Origin of the sequence: Streptomyces sp. NPDC085932 (assembly GCF_044540525.1) — a bacterium.
Taxonomy (GTDB): Bacteria; Actinomycetota; Actinomycetes; order Streptomycetales; family Streptomycetaceae; genus Streptomyces; species Streptomyces levis.
In genome coordinates, this window is sequence record NZ_JBITSJ010000011.1 from 1 (window position 1) to 14,933 (window position 14,933).

Below are 14,933 nucleotides of genomic sequence, written 5' to 3' on the forward strand. Positions count from 1 at the left end.
CGCTCCCGCTCCGCGTGAGCGCTGGCGGGACGCTGCGCGTCCCGCTCAACCCGCCTGCTGCGCAGGCGGGTTGATGCTCCGTTCGCTGCGCTCCCGGAGCAGTGCGGGGGCTGCGCCCCGCACTGTGTCTGACCGCGCTGCGCGCAGTCAGACAACGGGCCTGCGGCCCGGGCAGCAACGATGACGGCCAAGGGTGTTGGTTGATGCAGTATGTAGCTTTGGCGAAACCAGGCCACCCCTCCCCCGAAGTTGCTTCAAAAGAGGGTGCCCGATCGATTCTGGAATTGGGCCTGTGACCCTGTAACAGGCTGTGCGTCGTCTTCCCGATTCACCCCGAAAGGCAAGCCCTAATGTCCGCCCGGCTTCCGATTCACGTCGACCGCTATCCGGGCGCGCCAGCGCCCGGGCGCGGAGGCCACCGCTGACGCGCAATCAGAACTACCGGCCGCGATCCCCGATGCCGCCGCGCCGACCGTACCCGCCCCGCCTCCTTTCTTATTCCAGGCACGGTGAGCGGCAGCAGAGGGGATGTCAGCAGTCTGACCAGTCGCAAAGGCTGCTTTGAGCAGGAGGGATCGAGAGGCCGACCGGGAGAAGGTGCAACACCTAGCGCAACATCTAGCGCAACGCCATGACGCAACATCTAGCGCAACATCCAGCGCAACCCCTTCCCTCTCCGCTTCCGAGTACCCTATTATGGGAAGCGAAGGGGGGAGGCGACCCCCCGAACGCACAGTGATCAACGAAGGGGAGAAATCGTGGAGATCAGCATTTCCGGCGGGATCGTACGGCGGGTGCGCGGTGGTCAGGACGCTCCTATGGGAGGTCTGGCTATTCAGGCTCGAACTATCGCGAGTTTCCTGCCGCTTGCCTGCGCACGCACGGGTGCGAAGGTCGTGCACAACGCCGACGCGAATTACACCGGAATTCGCTTCGAAACGAAGGTGGGTCCGGTCGTTCTGGAAATGCCGATGGGTGACCAGCCGTACCGAATCGTCCATGAGTTCATCGAGCCGGACGAGACCGGGCGTACCGAGGTGGAGATGCGGAGGTTTCCGCAGATCTACAAGCCGCAGGGGATCGCGCTCATGACGTCCGAGTTCCTTCGGTCGCGCGGGTTCCTGAAGTAGTTCACCCCGGGGGCGCCCGTCCGGGGCGCCCCCTTCGGTCAGGCAACGGCACGAGGGAAGGGAAACCATGGAGAACACGCGGATTGCCGAGCAGGCCGGGGCGCCGCTCACGGCAGCGGAGGAAGATCAGGCACGTTACGCCCTGGACGATCTGATGAGCAGTGGCTCGGGCGCGCTGCGACTGCCGTGGGAGCAGTTCGAGACGGTGTTGCATTTCTTCGAGCTGGGGTGGGCGCTGGGTGTGCGTACCGGACACACGGCCCCGGCTCTGGCGGATGTGCCGCTTGACCGTGAGACGGTCGCGCGTGCGTTCGCCATCGCGAGGACTCTGGACCCGCAGAACGCCGGGGCGGTGCTGTGGCAGAGGGTGGAGTATCACGGCAGCCAGACCAGCCGTCACGGTCGCTACTGGGTGCGCGCCATTCACGCGCTCGCCGACCCGTTCTGTCGAACGTCCGAGGTCCGGTACGACCTGTGCGAGATGCGCGGGGGCGTTCCCGTCACAGTGGTCCGGAACGTCCGCCGGGTGAGCGTCACCCCGCTGCCCGAGTATCGCTGGATTCAGTAAAGGCGCAGGTCAGAGGGGGGATTCTCAACCTCCCCTAAGGGCCTATTATGGAATTAGTCGGGGGCGGTGGCCCCGCCCCTCGGCTCCGCAGAAATCAACGCAGCGTCCCGGGGGCGGTGGCCCCGCCCCCGGGACGCAACGAAGGGGAGAGCATGACTCAGCAGTTCGCCGAGCGCGCCGTGAACGTCGCCGCCCCGACCGGGGCCCGGAATGCCGGTCTGGCCGATCTGGCCCGCATCCTGGAGGACCAGAACCGCCGCAAGCTGGACGTGATCGCTCCGGCCGCCGCCCTGCGCTTCCGTGAGGGCAACCTGCACGTGGAGGGTGTGGAGTCGCTGATCACCGAGGACGGTGTCACGGACGTGGACGGCGTCTACCGGCCCACCGCCGTCGCCGACGAGGGCATCGCCGACAAGCTCAAGATCCCGCTCGCCTACCTGCGCCGCATGCGCGCCGACAACGTCCCGCTGCTGGACGAGAACGTCAACGCGTGGCTGCGCACTGCCCCCGAGCGGCGTTTCATGCTCCGTGCGTTCCGGGGTGAGCACGGCCCCGGGATGCGGCCGGCCGAGGGCGTGGCCCGTGCGCTGCTGTCCGACAGCTACAAGCTGATGGACAACCTGGACATGCTGCTGGCCGCGCTGGACGGGGTGAAGCAGTCCGGGCACCCCACCCAGGTCACCGGCTGCGATCTGACCGACCGGCGCATGTACGTGCGGGTGGAGTCCGAGGCGGTCGCCGTCCAGGCCCGCAGCCTGCTGCGCGGCTACCGTTCGCCGTTCGACGAGCGCAGCGGTGATGAGCTGCCGCTGATCTCCGCCGGATTCGTCATCACCAACAGCGAAGTCGGGGGCGGTGCCTACACGATCACCCCGCGCGCGGTGATCCAGGTCTGTCGCAACGGCATGACGATGGCCAAGGACGTCATGCGCGCCGTCCACCTCGGCGGCAAGCAGGACGAGGGCGTGGTGTCCTGGTCCGGGCAGACCCAGCGCAAGACGCTGGAGCTGATCACGTCCAAGACCGCCGACGCGGTGCGCACGTTCCTGTCCCGGGAGTACGTCGAGGCGAAGGTGCGTGAGATGGAGGACGCGGCCGGTAAGCCGCTGGCCGACCCGACGAAGACGATCGAGCACGTCACCAAGACGCTCAGCATCGGCGCCGAGGCCAAGGAAACCATCCTGGCCCACTTCATCCGGGGCGGGCAGATCACGGCCGGAGGCGTCATGCAGGCCGTCACGTCGACCGCGCAGACCCTCACCGACGCCGACCAGGCCGCCGCCCTCGAAGCACTCGCGCTCCCGGCCCTCACGGCCGCCGCCGCACACGGCTAACCCACCAAGCCCCCGCGCGGGCCGGGGCATCCCCCCGCCCTCCCCTCCCCAGCCCGCGCGGGCCCCACACGCCCCCAGCGCGCAGCGCCCCACCCGAGCAGGGACGCGCAGCGCGCCCGACCCTCTCCCTGCCGCACCACGCGGCTGCGCAGCAGCCCGCCCGCCGGTCCCCGAAGCGCAGCGCAAGGGACCCCACCCACGCGGCAAGCGCAGCGAGCCGCCCCCCACTGCCCCGGGGCGCAGCCCCGGGGCCACCCGCTGCGCGGGGAGAGAGGCCGTTGCTGCGCCCCGGCCCATCACCTTCCAGGAGTGACACGCCATGTCTGCACGCCCGGAGCTCGCGCGTCCCGACGACGCAGCCACCCAGGCCGCCATGGACCGCGCGATGACCGCCCTTGCCGCCGTGTTCGAGGCACTCGGCGACGGCATGCACACGCTCAACTTCGCAGTCGAGCGCACCGACGACGCGTTCGTCACGGGCCGCGCCGACCTCAGTCTGAACACCGACCCGGCCCGTCTGGCCGTAGTCGACGACGCCGAGTTCTACGCCCTCAGTGCGCTGCTGGTGTTCGCGCTGGAGGGCAGCACCGTGCGCAGTGCCGTCCTGGTGGCCACCACGGCCGCCGAGCCGCGCCCCCGGGCGTGCGGCTGGAGCGTGCGTGAGGGGTGGCTGCACCCCATGAACACGGACGACGTCCGCCGCGCGGTCACCCCCTGCCCGGGCGTCAACGCCGTCCAGCGCGAGGTCTACCCGGCCCCGCCCCTGCCCCGGATCACCGACACCGGCGAGGAGAGCCGCCACGGCTGAGAAGCCTGCCGTCACCAGCGCACACCGAGCGAAAGGCCCTGCCGCTCATGGACACCACCGTCAGCCGCGAACTGCACCTGCGGCTCATTCTGGCCGGTGACTCTTCCCGACCTGTCCGGACGGGTCTGCGATATGACACGGCCGACCCCTACGCCGTGCACGCCACCTTCCACACCGGAGCCGAGGAAACCGTCACGTGGGTGTTCGCCCGCGACCTCCTCGCCGAGGGGCTTCACCGCCCCACGGGCACCGGCGACGTCCGCGTCTGGCCGTCGCGCAGTCACGGTCTGGGCATCGTGTGCATCGCCCTGAGCACACCGGAGGGTGAAGCCCTGCTGGAGGCCCCGGCGCGGGCCCTGGAGTCCTTCGTGAAGCGCACCGACGCCGTTGTGCCGCCCGGTACGGAACGCGACCACCTGTGTCTCGACGAGCAGCTCACGCGTCTTCTGGCGGAGAGCTGAGGCAAGACGCCCGCCCGTGCCGTCGCCGCAGGGTGACGGCACGGGCCGCGCAACAGCACGCCAGCGCACCCGCCCCCTCTGCACCGGCCCCCGGCTCTGCTCGGGGCCGTCCAGGAAGCCCACCCCGCAACGCACAGGAGACACCGCCTATGACCGGTCCGAGCCTGACCGTAGAGACACCCGCCGGCCGCGTGCACGCCACCGCCGGCCCCCTCCAGGACGACGCCGTCGTGTTCAAGCTGGGTGGAGCGATGCGCGGCAGCGTGTACGTCACCGGCACCCACGACCCCCACCACTGGAACCGGTTCACCGCCGTGCGCGCGTGTCTGGGGCCGGTGAACTCCTTCCGGGCCACCGCCCCCGCCGAGGACCTGCCGCGGCTGGCCCGCAGCCGCACCGGCTACCGGGGCAGCCTGACCCTCTACCGCGACGACTTGGACCACCCGCAGGTGACGGTGTATCCGATGGAGTCCGCCGCCGGACACGAGCCGTCACCGAAGACCGAGGCGACGCTCACCGCCGTCCTACGCGGCTGCGCCGAGCACGTCGCCCAGCGCGAGGACCTGTTCGTGATCCTGGAAGGCGCCCGGCACCGGGACACCCCGGCCATGCTGCGCTTCCTGACATGGTCGGTCGCCCACCACCAGGCCGAAGCCGCCCGCCTGGAGGATCAGGCCCGCGCCGCGACGCCCGCACGGCGTGCCGCCGTGACCGCGTGGTGGACCGCAGCACGCTGGTTCACCGCCTGCCCGCACCCGGCACTCCTGCTCGTGCTGGCCGACTACCCCGGCTCCCTGTCCCGTACCGTCGCCGTCGAGCAGTGGCGGGGCCCCTACTGCCGCACCGCAGCCGTGCGCGAACGCGAGTACGCACGCCGCGCCCAGGCCGAGGCCGACTCCCTGCGCGCCGCCCAAACCCGGCCCAGCAACCACCGACCGGCCCCGCACGGTGCCGCGCCCCAGGGCGCGGAGCGCGCCTACTTCGTGGTCGGTCAGTGGAAAGGCTGCGGAGAAGTGGAGATCTGGCACATCGAGGAGGCCCCAGCCGACCCGGCAACCCGGGCCGACGCTCACGACCAACACGCCTGCGACGCCGAAGACTCCTTCGGCAGCGTCGAGCTCGTCTACGCCACCAGCCCCGAGGCCGCCGCCGAGCAGGCCCGCCGCGAAGCACGCCAGACCAGCGAACGCATCCACCGCGACCTCACCCGCCCCTGACCCGCCCCGGGGGTGGCCCCACGCCGGGCCACCCCCGGCATCCCGGCACGCATCGATGAGAAAGGTTCTGATCATGGGTTGGCTGATGAGTCTGGGCGAGCGCACCCGGCCCGACGTCCCCCGGTTCGCCGAGTGCCCCACTCCCGACAAGGCCCGCGCGCTGGCCCTGGTCGACGACTTCGGCCAGCTGCTGTTCATCCTGCGCCAGTGGCGCCAGGTCTACGGCGAGGAACTGACCGCCTGGGCCACGCGGGTGGAGGCCGACGACCTCAGCACCCTCCCCGCGGACCTGCTCGTCGCATGGGAGTGGCAGGACGACATCATCCGCCTGGACACCGAACCCGGCGGCTACGTGCGCGTGTCCGACTACCGCGCCATGCCGGCACCCCCACGCATCACCGTCCGCACCGGTCCCGGCCTCCAGCTGTGGACCACCACCCTTTGAACCGAGAGGTGAGGCCGCATGACCGGCCCGCCGCGCCCATGGCGCCCCGAGGACTTCGACGACCACTGCGAAACGTGCGGCGCCGCACCGGGCGAACTCTGCAAGCCGTGGTGCGACACCGGATACACCGCCGACGACTACCGCCACGACGCCCAACGCCGCGAGAGGAACGCCCCCGCCCACCGCCCCGCTGCGGGGCCGACCACCCGCCCGAGGACGTAGAGGAGCCGCCGCCATGGCGCAGCAGTTGACCACGCAGAACGAGATGGATGCGTTCGCCGAGCAGGTGGCGCGCGAACTGGGCACGCACTGCCGCACCCGCCCCGGCTATCCGCACAAGCTGGGACGGATCATTATCGACGACGAGAACCGGGGCCTGCGCCTGGACCAGTACGACCCCCGGCGCCCCGACCGGCTGCAGATCTACGCCGCACTGCCGGACGAGACCCAGGTTCAGGCGCCGTCGATCAAGGTAACGGCCATCAGCCCGGCCCACGTGGCACGCGAGATCACCCGGCGGCTGTACCCCCTGCACACCCAGGCACTGGCACAGGTCACCGAACTCACCGCCCGCCAGCAGGCCGAAGCACGCGCCCGCCGCACCGTCGCCGAGACCGTGGCCGCCGCGCTCCCCGGCGCCCGCATCGAGGAGCAGCACCGGCGCACCCGGATCATCTGGCAGCACACACACGAGCCCACCGGACAGCACCGCCCCGCCCAAGTCGACAGTCTCTCCGTCACGGTCGGCGCTGCCGGGGAGCGAGTCCACGTCGAGGCCGGCGGCCCAGCCGACGCGGTACTCCCCATGCTCGCCGCCCTCACCCTGGGATTGAGAACGCAAAAGAGCACGTCAGAGGCGGGTTCACACAAACTGTAGAGAACCTATTATGGGTAGCAAGAGAAAGGGCATCCTTTCCCCGCCCCTCCCTCGCCCCCACAACGGCAGCAACCGTCTTCCCTTACCCACGTTCCAGTGCCCCCCTGCTTAGGAGTTGCCATGCTGCGATCGCTGCGCCGGGCCCTGCGACCGGCCCGCCTGCGTATCCCCACCCGCCGCTTCACGGCCGGGATCGCCGCCCTGCCGCCCACCGCCCGCGAAGCGTTCGGCACCACCGTGAGCGCCGAGGAGGCCGTCGCCTACAACCGCAGCCGGGTCGCCACCGCCACCGCCGTAGCCCTCTACCGCAGCGGCTACCGGCTGCCAATGCCCGACGAGCACCTGAACGACGCCGTACAGGCCCTGGAGTTCCAGTACTCCGTGCCCAGCCCGGAGACCCGCGCCGCCATCCGCGCCGCCCTCGCCGTCCTCGACGCCGACTACACCATCACCGTCACCCGCTGACCGGTCACCGCCATCGGGCCGCCCCACGCGGGCGGCCCGCAACTCCCCGAAGGAGACCCGTGTTCCTGGTCGTACCGGACCCCGCTCACGGACTCGTCGCCGCCCCCCAGTCCTCCCGTGACCTCACACCCGGCACGGTGGAGTACCTCACCGCCCACGGGTTCGCCTGGAACGAGGAGATCGAGGCGTACACCTGCCGGGCCGACGACATTCCCGCAGCCGTGGACCGCATCACCAGGGTGCTGCGCGGGCTGGGCCACCACGTCCTGTCCTCGTGGGGCGCCGTGCCGCGTTCGGCCAGCGGTCCCGACTGATCCCCGCCACTGCCCGATTGCCACTTCGAAGAAGGGGGATGCGCCATGCCCCGTCACCGTCCTCAGCCGCCCGTCCGGTACGCCGCCGCCGAGCACGAGGGGGTCCACCAGGTGGTGGACCAGCTCCACGGGTACGCCCTCGGCAGCCACACCACCCCCGAGGCCGCCGAGGCCGCAGCGCGCGAACTGGCCGCCGACCCTGCCGCCGCCATCGCGGCCGTGGAGGCACTCGACGCCGCCCAGAGCGGCCCCGCGGCCGCCGAGCGGCGCATCCTGCGCCGGTACGGCTACGCCTGGAGCGTGCGCCAAGACGAGATGCTGGATCTGATGCGGGAGTTCAGCTACCGCCGGCTGGAGACCCTCGTCTGCGCCGGCCATCTAGCTCTGGTGTTCAGCCCGGCCGGGCAGCCGTACTACACCACGCCCGAGCGCTTCGAGGAGCTGTCGCCGCGCTGGATCCGAGACGGGCAGGAGTCCTTCCCGGCCGCCGAACTGAACCGCCTGGAACGCCCCCGCCCCGCACGGCAGGCCCTACCCCCGCGCGAGCGCTACGCACCATGCGAGCTGCACGGCATCACCCTGTGGCGGTGCATGCTGTGCGGGCCACGCGAGAACTTCGAATGCCAGTGGGGCGCCTGCACCGCCAACCGCATCACCGCCTACTGCGAGCACTGCGCACGAACGGACCCCAGGCGCACCTTTCCGCTACCCCCGCGCCACGACCACGACTAGCGGCAAAAGAGCAGGTCAGAGGCGGGTTCACATGCAGCATTTAGCAGCTATTATGGTAGCTGTGCTGATGCGGGAGCCCGGACGCCGGGCGCCGCCACCACCTCACACGAGGAGGACACCACCCGTGAAGCCGACCGAACTGGCCGAACTGCTGGCCTGGCCGACCAAGTCCCTGGTGCGCGACGCGCTGCGCCGCCTCGCACCCAGGACGCTGGATGCATTGATCATCGAAACCCTTTCGGCCACCGAGGAGGCCTGGCGGCAGGTCGCGGTGGACCGCGTCGCGGCGTTCGCAGCCGAGCAGACGGGCGACAACCCCCCGGCAGTGGCCGCGTACTTCACGACAATCGAGCGGACGACGGAGGGCCTGGGAGTCGGCTGGAGCCCGTTCATCGCAGCACTCACCAGCAATGAGGACATCCCTGACCTGCGGCACACCACCACCACGATTACCGCCGTACCAGTGGGCGAGGCGGCGATGGCCGAGGAGATCTTCGCCGACCCGGAACTGGCCGCCGCACTCAACCGACTCGCAGTGCTGGACCCGCCGGGCCACGAGGACGTCCTGCGCGTTCACCTGCCCACCCGGCAGGTCACCCGCCTGACCCCCTGACTCCACTTCGGGCGGGTGCGCCAGCACCCGCCCGAAGTGGACAACCGGGGCCTGGCCACCCACGTTCCGCACCTCCTCAATTTCCTCAGCTCAAAGGGTATCTAGACCTATCGAGCAGAGTTCCTATTATGGAATAGAACCCGTTCCGCCGATTGGCAGGGAGAAGGAGAGCCTCATGGCTACCGCCGTCTCGACCCCGACCGAATCGCCCGCCCCTCCGGAGGAGAACACCACACAGGTGGTGTGGCTGGACGCCGCGCTGCTGGTGCGTGACGAGTGCAACGCCCGTGAGCACGACACCGAGCCGGACGAGAAGCTGATCGCTTCCGTGAAGGAGATCGGCGTCGAGGAGCCCATCAGCGTCCGGCCCAAGCCCGACGGCACCTTCGGGGTGTTCAAGGGCTGGCGGCGTGCGCAGGCGCAGCAGGTGGCGAACGCCGCCGCCGAGGCGGAGGGCCGCCCGGTGCGGGCGGTGAAGGCGTACGTGCGTGAGGACCTGCTGGGCCGTGACGGCTGGACGCGGTTCCTGTCCCTGGTGGAGAACGACCACCGCGAGGGCATGAGCGAGCGCGACACCCTCAAGGCGCAGGAACTGGCGCTGATCGGCATGGACGACATCGACCGGCGCAGGGCTGCCAAGGCGCTGGGGGTCGGGAGGAACGCGGCCAAGCAGGCGAAGGCGGCGCAGAAGCTGGACGACGCGGCGCTGCGCCGGGCGGCGGCCGGTGGGATGGATCTGGAGCAGACCGCCCAGCTCGCCGAGGTCAAGGACGTGCCGAACGCCGAGCGGCGGCTGCTGCGGGCGCTTCAGCGCGACCAGGCGGAGGGCGGCGGCGGGCGCGGTCACTGGGACCAGGAAATGGCCCTGCTCAAAGCCGAGCAGGCAGACGCCGTGACGCGGGCCAGGGTGCTGGCGGAGCTGGAGGCGGCCGGCATCCCGCTGCTGACGCGGCCGTCCTACGGGCAGAAGGACCCCTCCCAGCCGCTGTCGGAGCTCACCACCGGTCTGGGCAACCCGCTCACCGAGGACAACCACAAGGGCTGCCCCGGCCACAGTGCCCGGCTGGACGAGGAGCACCGGCCCGTGTGGCACTGCTCCGACCCGGCCCAGTACGGCCACAAGGTCCGCCCCAAGCCGAAGAAGCCGCGCACCGAGCAGGACGAGAAGGCAGCCGAGGAGCGCCGGAAGGTCATCGCCTGCAACCGGGCGTGGAAGGCCGCCGTCGAACCGCGCCAGGACTTCGTCACCCGGCTCGTGCGCATGAAGACCCTGCCGGACACCGCCCGCGTCTTCGCGCAGGAAGTGCTGCTCACGCTGCCCTACTACTACAGCTCCTGGACCGACAAGCGCGAGATGGAGACCCTCGCGCGGTTCCTGGGCATCAAGGAGCCCGAGAAGGCCGACCTGGCCGAGACGGCGGCGCAGCTTCCCAAGGCCCGCCTGGCCAACGCCCTGTTCGCGCAGGTCGCCGCCGCCTGCGAGTACGGCATCCGCGAGCCCAAGACCTGGTCGCACCTCACCACCTGGCAGGCCCGCTACCTGCTCCTTCTCGAATCCCTGGGCAAGGCCGACAACGGCAGCTACCAGCTCTCCGAGGTCGAGCAGCAGGCCGTGGCCAGCCACCGGCCCACCACCGACAGCACTACCGACGGCGCCTCCAGCGCCGAGGCCGACAGCGACTCCAGCGCCGACGCCTGACGTCCCCGCCCCTTCCCGAAAGCTCCGGCCGGGCACACCCGGTGCCCGGCCGGTCCCCCTCCCCTCAGAGAGGAAGAACCGCCATGCCCATCGGCATCGAGCACGTGCGCGCCTTCATCAGGCATCTGACCGATCCGGCCGCCGTCGCGCAGGTCCAGGAGGCCGCCGCCCGGCGGCTCGGCGAGCTCGACAAGGCCGCCTACAGCGGCATCGTGGCCGGTCGCCGCGCCCGCCTCAACGACACGCTGCGCCCGGCGCACCTGCGTGGCCTGACCGGCACGGTTCAGGAGCGCAACCGCACCGGCAGCCGAGCGGGGTTCCTGCTGGACGAGGACTCCACCCAGCGGCTGCGCACCGACCCGCGCAACCGCTACAGCATCCCCGAGGACACCAAGCGGTTCCGGCTGCCCGGCAACGGCGTCCCGGTCTCCTGCCTGGACCTGATCGAGGACTGACCGCCCCCGCGCCCGCCGGGCAGGACAGCGCCCACGGCCCTGTCCCGCCCGGCGGCCCCAACAGCCGCCCGAGCGTGGCCGTTCCTGCCCCCACACGTATGAGAAGCCGGAGAGCGACCATGGCCATCTCCTCCCGCACCGTTGCAACCGCCCGGGCCTACGCCCGCGAGATGAGGGGCGCGCCCGTGCCCGAGCCACAGAGCACCGAGGCGGACGACGGCCCGCTGAAGCCGGCACACGAAGCGGCCTACTACCTCGCAGTGGCCGAGACGTTCCGCATCCTCACCCGCCCCGGCGAGCCCGCCAGGCCGGACACCAAGACGCTGCGTGCGGCCGTGCGGACCACCCCCGGCGGCGGCGCGTGGTACCGCCGCGGTGACGAAGCGGCCCGCCGCATCATCGCCTCCGACCAGCGCATCCGCCAACTGCCCCAGGACCCCGACCAACTCTGGGCGCTGCTGGCCGACGTGCTCCAAGCCCTGGACCAGCTCGGCCAGGCCCCGCAGCTGGACGGCAGCAACCTGCGCCGTGACCACCTGCCCGGCCACCACGCAGCGATCCGCCGCACCTGTCCGATCGGCGGCTGGGGCCCGGTGCGGGTGACGTGGAATCCGGACGGCGCCCACCGCTGGACCGACCTCCACCACGGCACCTGGCAGTGGCCCCACCAGACGGCCCAGCCCGCCGCACCGGCATCGACCAACTGACCGCCCCGCCATCGGCCATTCCGCCCGGCGCCCGGGTGGGCTGTGTCCTGCCCAGTCTGCCCTTCCCCGTTCCCTCTACCTGAGAGGTCCTCATGGACGACAACCAGCAGACACCAGCCACTGCGGAGGACGAGCACTATCGTCCCCTGACCTTGGCCGTCCTGCGCCGGCTGGTCCGGTACAACTGGAGCGGACTGCCCGGCAACACGCCGGTGGTGCTCTCCAGCGATGCCAAAGGCAGCTCCTTCTCGCCGTTCGCCACCTTCGACCACGGCCGCTATGCGCCGACCGACACCGGCCGGAGTGGTGCCATCTACCCGCTGGCCGAGCGGCTGGAGCTGGACCGGGAGCTACGCGAGCTGTATGCGGGCCGTATCCCCGACAGCGCCGTCCGGGCCCTGGTGCTCTACCCGCTGGGCTGAATCAACCGGCGCGGGGGCGGGACGACCTTCGCACTTCATTCCGCCCCCGGCCTCCTCTTCCGTCTCCGATGTCGAAAGCGACTCGTTTTGCCATGCCCGACTCAGCTTCAGCGCCTCAAGAGCGAGCGTGGACGCCGGTACTGGTCATCAGCGACCGTCCGGACGAGGACCCGCTCGGTCTGCTGCCCTGCGCGGTTCCGCTGCGGCGGCTGCCCTCTCCGCTGTTCAGCGCTGAGGAGTACCGGCTCGCCCCGCTCGTGATCCTGGACGACCGCAGCTACAGCGCCTTCACGCTGCGCCACATGCCCCGCCGTTCCGGACTGATCCTCGCCCTCGCCGACCCCGGCGACGACACCGTCCACCCGCGGGCCGCGGCCATCGGCGCCGAAGCCGTCCTGCACACCGGGCAGGGCCTGGCCTGGCTGCACCTGCGCCTACACGAAGCGACCGGCTGCCACTACGCCCGCTGGGATGACCTCCTGACCGACCCACCGACGCCCAACACCTGACACCCAGCCATACGAACCTGTGACCCGATGGGAGAAGACCGATGCACGCGATACCCCAGCGCTGTGCGCGCCGGCCGCTTGCGGGCGGGCTGGTTGTGCCGTGGGTGTCCCTGATCCACGGCGGGCACGCCGCCTTCGGCAGCCTGGACGCCGACCGGGCCCGCACCGCCTTCCTGCGACGCCTGTGTCAGATCTGCGGCCAGCACCTCAACGAGCGGTGCTACCTGGTCGTCCGACCAGCCGACGCCGCCCGAGGGCACGCGCCGGAACCGGCGCTGCACCCCGAGTGCCTGCCCTACACGGCCGCGCACTGCCCCATGCTCAATGGCACCGCCACCCACTACCGGCGGAGCTCCGTCCTGGCCACCCATCCCGCCGGGCGCCCCTGCACCGACCCGGCCTGCCCGTGCCCGGCCCGCACTCCCGACGAAGGGCACACCGCGCGCAGCGGCCGCCCCGCCGACCGCTACGAGGCCTGGATGATCCACACCTCCAGCTACCGCATCGTCTCCGCCCCCGACCGGCCCGATGCGCCCATCGGCATCAGCACCGGCGTGCCCGTCCTGCGCCGGCGTCTGCTGCGCACCGCCACCCTCACCCCCGACCAGCAGCAGCTGATGGATCTGGTCAACTCCCTGTGGAACGAGTCCTGACCACCCTTGCCCCCTGAAAGGAGAAGCCCGTGCGGATCACACCGGACGCGGCCACGCCCGAGGGCGCGGCCATCCTCGAACTGGCCGAGCTCATGGACAACCTCCAGCTGCGCACCGGCGAATGGCCGGGCGCGGACACCGCCGACATCCTCAGTGAGTGGTTCAGCCACTTCAACTTCGCAACCTCCAAGGACGTCGCGGTACAGGTGACCGGCCGGGCGTGGGTGCTGCGCCAGTGGGACCGGCACGGCGACGACATCACACTGTGGGCCGACCACGCCTCCGCCCTGGCCTCACTCGCGCAGCACGTGCGCAGCTGCTGGGACAACGTCAGCGACCAGGACGGTGTCCCCTACCGCCCTCCCGCCGACGACCAGACGGCGGTGGACCTCTACTACGGCAACGACCGGCACCGCGGCGACGAGGGCTACACCCTCTACACCGACGACATCTCCCGCCACATCCGCACACCCACACCCCTCGACATCACCGACCCCGACGACTGCGCGAAGGCCAACAGCGCGGCCGTCTTCCACCCCATGGCCGGCCCCGACGACGAAGGCCTGCCCTGCATCGAACTCGCCGGGATCCTCGTCTTCGCCTACCTCGACCCCGACAAGCGCGCCGTCCGGGTCTCCGTACACCTGGACACCACCCACGAGCAACTGGTCCGGCCCGACGGCACCGTCCCGCTCCAGGTGGAAGTCGAGGACGCCACCGTGTTCAGCACCAGTGCCGCGCGAGCGTCGACGCAGGCGTGGCGGCGGCGGCTTCGGAGGCTGACGGGCAACGCGGATGGGGGGATTGCCTCATTTCGCTAAGTAGCTATTATGGGATTCAGGAGGTGTTCGCATGGCCCCGTCCGTCACTCACGTGTCCGGCACCGTGACCGGCAACGTGGAAGTCCGCTTCACCGACTCTGGCGTCGCCGTCTGCCGCTTCCGCCTCACCCAGACCACCACCCAGTGGGACGCGGCCGCGCAGCAGTGGCGTGACGGGCCCCTCATCCGCTACGTGTGCACCGCCTGGCGGGACCTGGCCCGCAACGCCACCGAGTCCCTCGTCGACGGGGTGCGCGTGCTGGCCACCGGGCGCGTCACCGAGATCCGGGACAACGCCGTCTATCTGAGCGTCGATGACCTCGGCATCAGCCTGCGCCAGCGCATCGCCTACACCGAAACCAGCCTGCCCAGCCCGGCCGCCGCCGCCCCCATCTCCCCCACCGCGTCGGTCGCCTCGGTCGCTGCCCCGGCGGCCGCGCAGCCCGCCGCAGCCGGTGCCCGTGGCCCGGCCGCCACCCAGGCGGGCGCCCCGCCCGCCTGGTGGGAGCAGCGTCGGGCCACCGGATGGCACCGCACCACCGCCCGCACGTCGGCCGGCGCCTCCTCCCCGAACGCCGGTCGCTGACCACTTCTTCTTCGCCGCGCCAGTGCGGAGCCGGTTCGCCTGCCGGGACCGCACCACCGCTCCTCCCTTTCTCCCCCGCACCACCTCGCGGGGCGCTGGTTCGCCTGCCAGCGCCCC

Annotated in this window: 21 protein-coding genes; all 21 read left to right on the forward strand. The window is 71.0% G+C overall.

Going from position 1 to position 14,933, the window contains the following annotated elements; translation table 11 throughout:
• Window positions 1-758: 758 nt before the first annotated feature.
• The 21 genes from ACIGAQ_RS36665 (at window position 759) to ACIGAQ_RS36765 (ending at window position 14,816) form a co-directional block, all read left to right on the forward strand.
• Window positions 759-1,130 carry a hypothetical protein gene (locus tag ACIGAQ_RS36665; protein WP_362287083.1) on the forward strand — a complete coding sequence of 124 codons (372 nt, stop codon included), beginning with the start codon at window positions 759-761 and terminating at the stop codon, window positions 1,128-1,130.
• Window positions 1,131-1,197: 67 nt separating this feature from the next.
• Window positions 1,198-1,698 carry a hypothetical protein gene (locus ACIGAQ_RS36670; RefSeq protein WP_399790851.1) on the forward strand — a complete coding sequence of 167 codons (501 nt, stop codon included), beginning with the start codon at window positions 1,198-1,200 and terminating at the stop codon, window positions 1,696-1,698.
• A gap of 152 nt (window positions 1,699-1,850) precedes the next feature.
• Window positions 1,851-3,032: a DUF932 domain-containing protein gene (locus ACIGAQ_RS36675; RefSeq protein ID WP_399790854.1), complete on the forward strand. Its 1,182-nt coding sequence runs from the start codon at window positions 1,851-1,853 to the stop codon at window positions 3,030-3,032.
• Between the two features lie 319 nt (window positions 3,033-3,351).
• Entirely contained in the window at window positions 3,352-3,840 is a 489-nt protein-coding gene (locus tag ACIGAQ_RS36680; protein ID WP_399790857.1) for a hypothetical protein, read from the forward strand.
• Window positions 3,841-3,887: 47 nt separating this feature from the next.
• Entirely contained in the window at window positions 3,888-4,301 is a 414-nt protein-coding gene (locus ACIGAQ_RS36685) for an SsgA family sporulation/cell division regulator (RefSeq protein WP_399790860.1), read from the forward strand.
• A 149-nt stretch (window positions 4,302-4,450) separates the two neighbouring features.
• On the forward strand, window positions 4,451-5,518 hold the full coding sequence (locus ACIGAQ_RS36690) for a hypothetical protein (RefSeq protein WP_399790863.1): 1,068 nt from the start codon (window positions 4,451-4,453) through the stop codon (window positions 5,516-5,518).
• 73 nt (window positions 5,519-5,591) lie between these two features.
• Window positions 5,592-5,963, forward strand: coding sequence for a hypothetical protein (locus ACIGAQ_RS36695; protein WP_399790866.1), 372 nt, complete (start codon window positions 5,592-5,594; stop codon window positions 5,961-5,963).
• 18 nt (window positions 5,964-5,981) lie between these two features.
• Window positions 5,982-6,185 carry a hypothetical protein gene (locus tag ACIGAQ_RS36700; RefSeq protein ID WP_399790869.1) on the forward strand — a complete coding sequence of 68 codons (204 nt, stop codon included), beginning with the start codon at window positions 5,982-5,984 and terminating at the stop codon, window positions 6,183-6,185.
• 13 nt (window positions 6,186-6,198) lie between these two features.
• Window positions 6,199-6,840: a hypothetical protein gene (locus tag ACIGAQ_RS36705; protein WP_399790872.1), complete on the forward strand. Its 642-nt coding sequence runs from the start codon at window positions 6,199-6,201 to the stop codon at window positions 6,838-6,840.
• A gap of 120 nt (window positions 6,841-6,960) precedes the next feature.
• A complete protein-coding gene (locus ACIGAQ_RS36710) occupies window positions 6,961-7,305 on the forward strand; it encodes a hypothetical protein (protein WP_399790875.1) in 345 nt (114 codons plus the stop codon).
• A 59-nt stretch (window positions 7,306-7,364) separates the two neighbouring features.
• The gene (locus ACIGAQ_RS36715; RefSeq protein ID WP_399790878.1) at window positions 7,365-7,619 is read left to right on the forward strand and encodes a hypothetical protein; all 255 of its coding nucleotides are present in this window, start codon (window positions 7,365-7,367) and stop codon (window positions 7,617-7,619) included.
• 45 nt (window positions 7,620-7,664) lie between these two features.
• Window positions 7,665-8,351 (forward strand): hypothetical protein, encoded by a 687-nt coding sequence (locus ACIGAQ_RS36720; protein ID WP_399790881.1) that lies wholly within the window; start codon window positions 7,665-7,667, stop codon window positions 8,349-8,351.
• Between the two features lie 124 nt (window positions 8,352-8,475).
• Window positions 8,476-8,964 carry a hypothetical protein gene (locus ACIGAQ_RS36725; RefSeq protein ID WP_399790884.1) on the forward strand — a complete coding sequence of 163 codons (489 nt, stop codon included), beginning with the start codon at window positions 8,476-8,478 and terminating at the stop codon, window positions 8,962-8,964.
• 175 nt (window positions 8,965-9,139) lie between these two features.
• Window positions 9,140-10,663 (forward strand): ParB/RepB/Spo0J family partition protein, encoded by a 1,524-nt coding sequence (locus ACIGAQ_RS36730; protein ID WP_399790887.1) that lies wholly within the window; start codon window positions 9,140-9,142, stop codon window positions 10,661-10,663.
• Between the two features lie 83 nt (window positions 10,664-10,746).
• Window positions 10,747-11,118: a hypothetical protein gene (locus tag ACIGAQ_RS36735; protein WP_399790890.1), complete on the forward strand. Its 372-nt coding sequence runs from the start codon at window positions 10,747-10,749 to the stop codon at window positions 11,116-11,118.
• 119 nt (window positions 11,119-11,237) lie between these two features.
• Complete coding sequence (locus ACIGAQ_RS36740) at window positions 11,238-11,825, forward strand: hypothetical protein (RefSeq protein ID WP_399790893.1); 588 nt, start codon at window positions 11,238-11,240, stop codon at window positions 11,823-11,825.
• Between the two features lie 92 nt (window positions 11,826-11,917).
• Entirely contained in the window at window positions 11,918-12,247 is a 330-nt protein-coding gene (locus ACIGAQ_RS36745) for a hypothetical protein (protein WP_399790896.1), read from the forward strand.
• A 92-nt stretch (window positions 12,248-12,339) separates the two neighbouring features.
• Window positions 12,340-12,756 (forward strand): hypothetical protein, encoded by a 417-nt coding sequence (locus ACIGAQ_RS36750; protein ID WP_399790899.1) that lies wholly within the window; start codon window positions 12,340-12,342, stop codon window positions 12,754-12,756.
• A 41-nt stretch (window positions 12,757-12,797) separates the two neighbouring features.
• Entirely contained in the window at window positions 12,798-13,409 is a 612-nt protein-coding gene (locus ACIGAQ_RS36755; RefSeq protein WP_399790902.1) for a cell envelope biogenesis protein OmpA, read from the forward strand.
• A 29-nt stretch (window positions 13,410-13,438) separates the two neighbouring features.
• Window positions 13,439-14,230 (forward strand): hypothetical protein, encoded by a 792-nt coding sequence (locus tag ACIGAQ_RS36760; protein WP_399790904.1) that lies wholly within the window; start codon window positions 13,439-13,441, stop codon window positions 14,228-14,230.
• 31 nt (window positions 14,231-14,261) lie between these two features.
• On the forward strand, window positions 14,262-14,816 hold the full coding sequence (locus ACIGAQ_RS36765; protein WP_399790907.1) for a single-stranded DNA-binding protein: 555 nt from the start codon (window positions 14,262-14,264) through the stop codon (window positions 14,814-14,816).
• Window positions 14,817-14,933: the final 117 nt, after the last annotated feature.

Coding starts and splice junctions, on each gene's coding strand:
- ACIGAQ_RS36670 (WP_399790851.1), top strand. CDS start 1,198: ATGGAGAACACGCGGATTGCCGAGCAGGCCGGGGCGCCGCTCACGGCA.
- ACIGAQ_RS36675 (WP_399790854.1), top strand. CDS start 1,851: ATGACTCAGCAGTTCGCCGAGCGCGCCGTGAACGTCGCCGCCCCGACC.
- ACIGAQ_RS36680 (WP_399790857.1), top strand. CDS start 3,352: ATGTCTGCACGCCCGGAGCTCGCGCGTCCCGACGACGCAGCCACCCAG.
- ACIGAQ_RS36685 (WP_399790860.1), top strand. CDS start 3,888: ATGGACACCACCGTCAGCCGCGAACTGCACCTGCGGCTCATTCTGGCC.
- ACIGAQ_RS36690 (WP_399790863.1), top strand. CDS start 4,451: ATGACCGGTCCGAGCCTGACCGTAGAGACACCCGCCGGCCGCGTGCAC.
- ACIGAQ_RS36695 (WP_399790866.1), top strand. CDS start 5,592: ATGGGTTGGCTGATGAGTCTGGGCGAGCGCACCCGGCCCGACGTCCCC.
- ACIGAQ_RS36700 (WP_399790869.1), top strand. CDS start 5,982: ATGACCGGCCCGCCGCGCCCATGGCGCCCCGAGGACTTCGACGACCAC.
- ACIGAQ_RS36705 (WP_399790872.1), top strand. CDS start 6,199: ATGGCGCAGCAGTTGACCACGCAGAACGAGATGGATGCGTTCGCCGAG.
- ACIGAQ_RS36710 (WP_399790875.1), top strand. CDS start 6,961: ATGCTGCGATCGCTGCGCCGGGCCCTGCGACCGGCCCGCCTGCGTATC.
- ACIGAQ_RS36720 (WP_399790881.1), top strand. CDS start 7,665: ATGCCCCGTCACCGTCCTCAGCCGCCCGTCCGGTACGCCGCCGCCGAG.
- ACIGAQ_RS36730 (WP_399790887.1), top strand. CDS start 9,140: ATGGCTACCGCCGTCTCGACCCCGACCGAATCGCCCGCCCCTCCGGAG.
- ACIGAQ_RS36735 (WP_399790890.1), top strand. CDS start 10,747: ATGCCCATCGGCATCGAGCACGTGCGCGCCTTCATCAGGCATCTGACC.
- ACIGAQ_RS36740 (WP_399790893.1), top strand. CDS start 11,238: ATGGCCATCTCCTCCCGCACCGTTGCAACCGCCCGGGCCTACGCCCGC.
- ACIGAQ_RS36745 (WP_399790896.1), top strand. CDS start 11,918: ATGGACGACAACCAGCAGACACCAGCCACTGCGGAGGACGAGCACTAT.
- ACIGAQ_RS36750 (WP_399790899.1), top strand. CDS start 12,340: ATGCCCGACTCAGCTTCAGCGCCTCAAGAGCGAGCGTGGACGCCGGTA.
- ACIGAQ_RS36755 (WP_399790902.1), top strand. CDS start 12,798: ATGCACGCGATACCCCAGCGCTGTGCGCGCCGGCCGCTTGCGGGCGGG.
- ACIGAQ_RS36765 (WP_399790907.1), top strand. CDS start 14,262: ATGGCCCCGTCCGTCACTCACGTGTCCGGCACCGTGACCGGCAACGTG.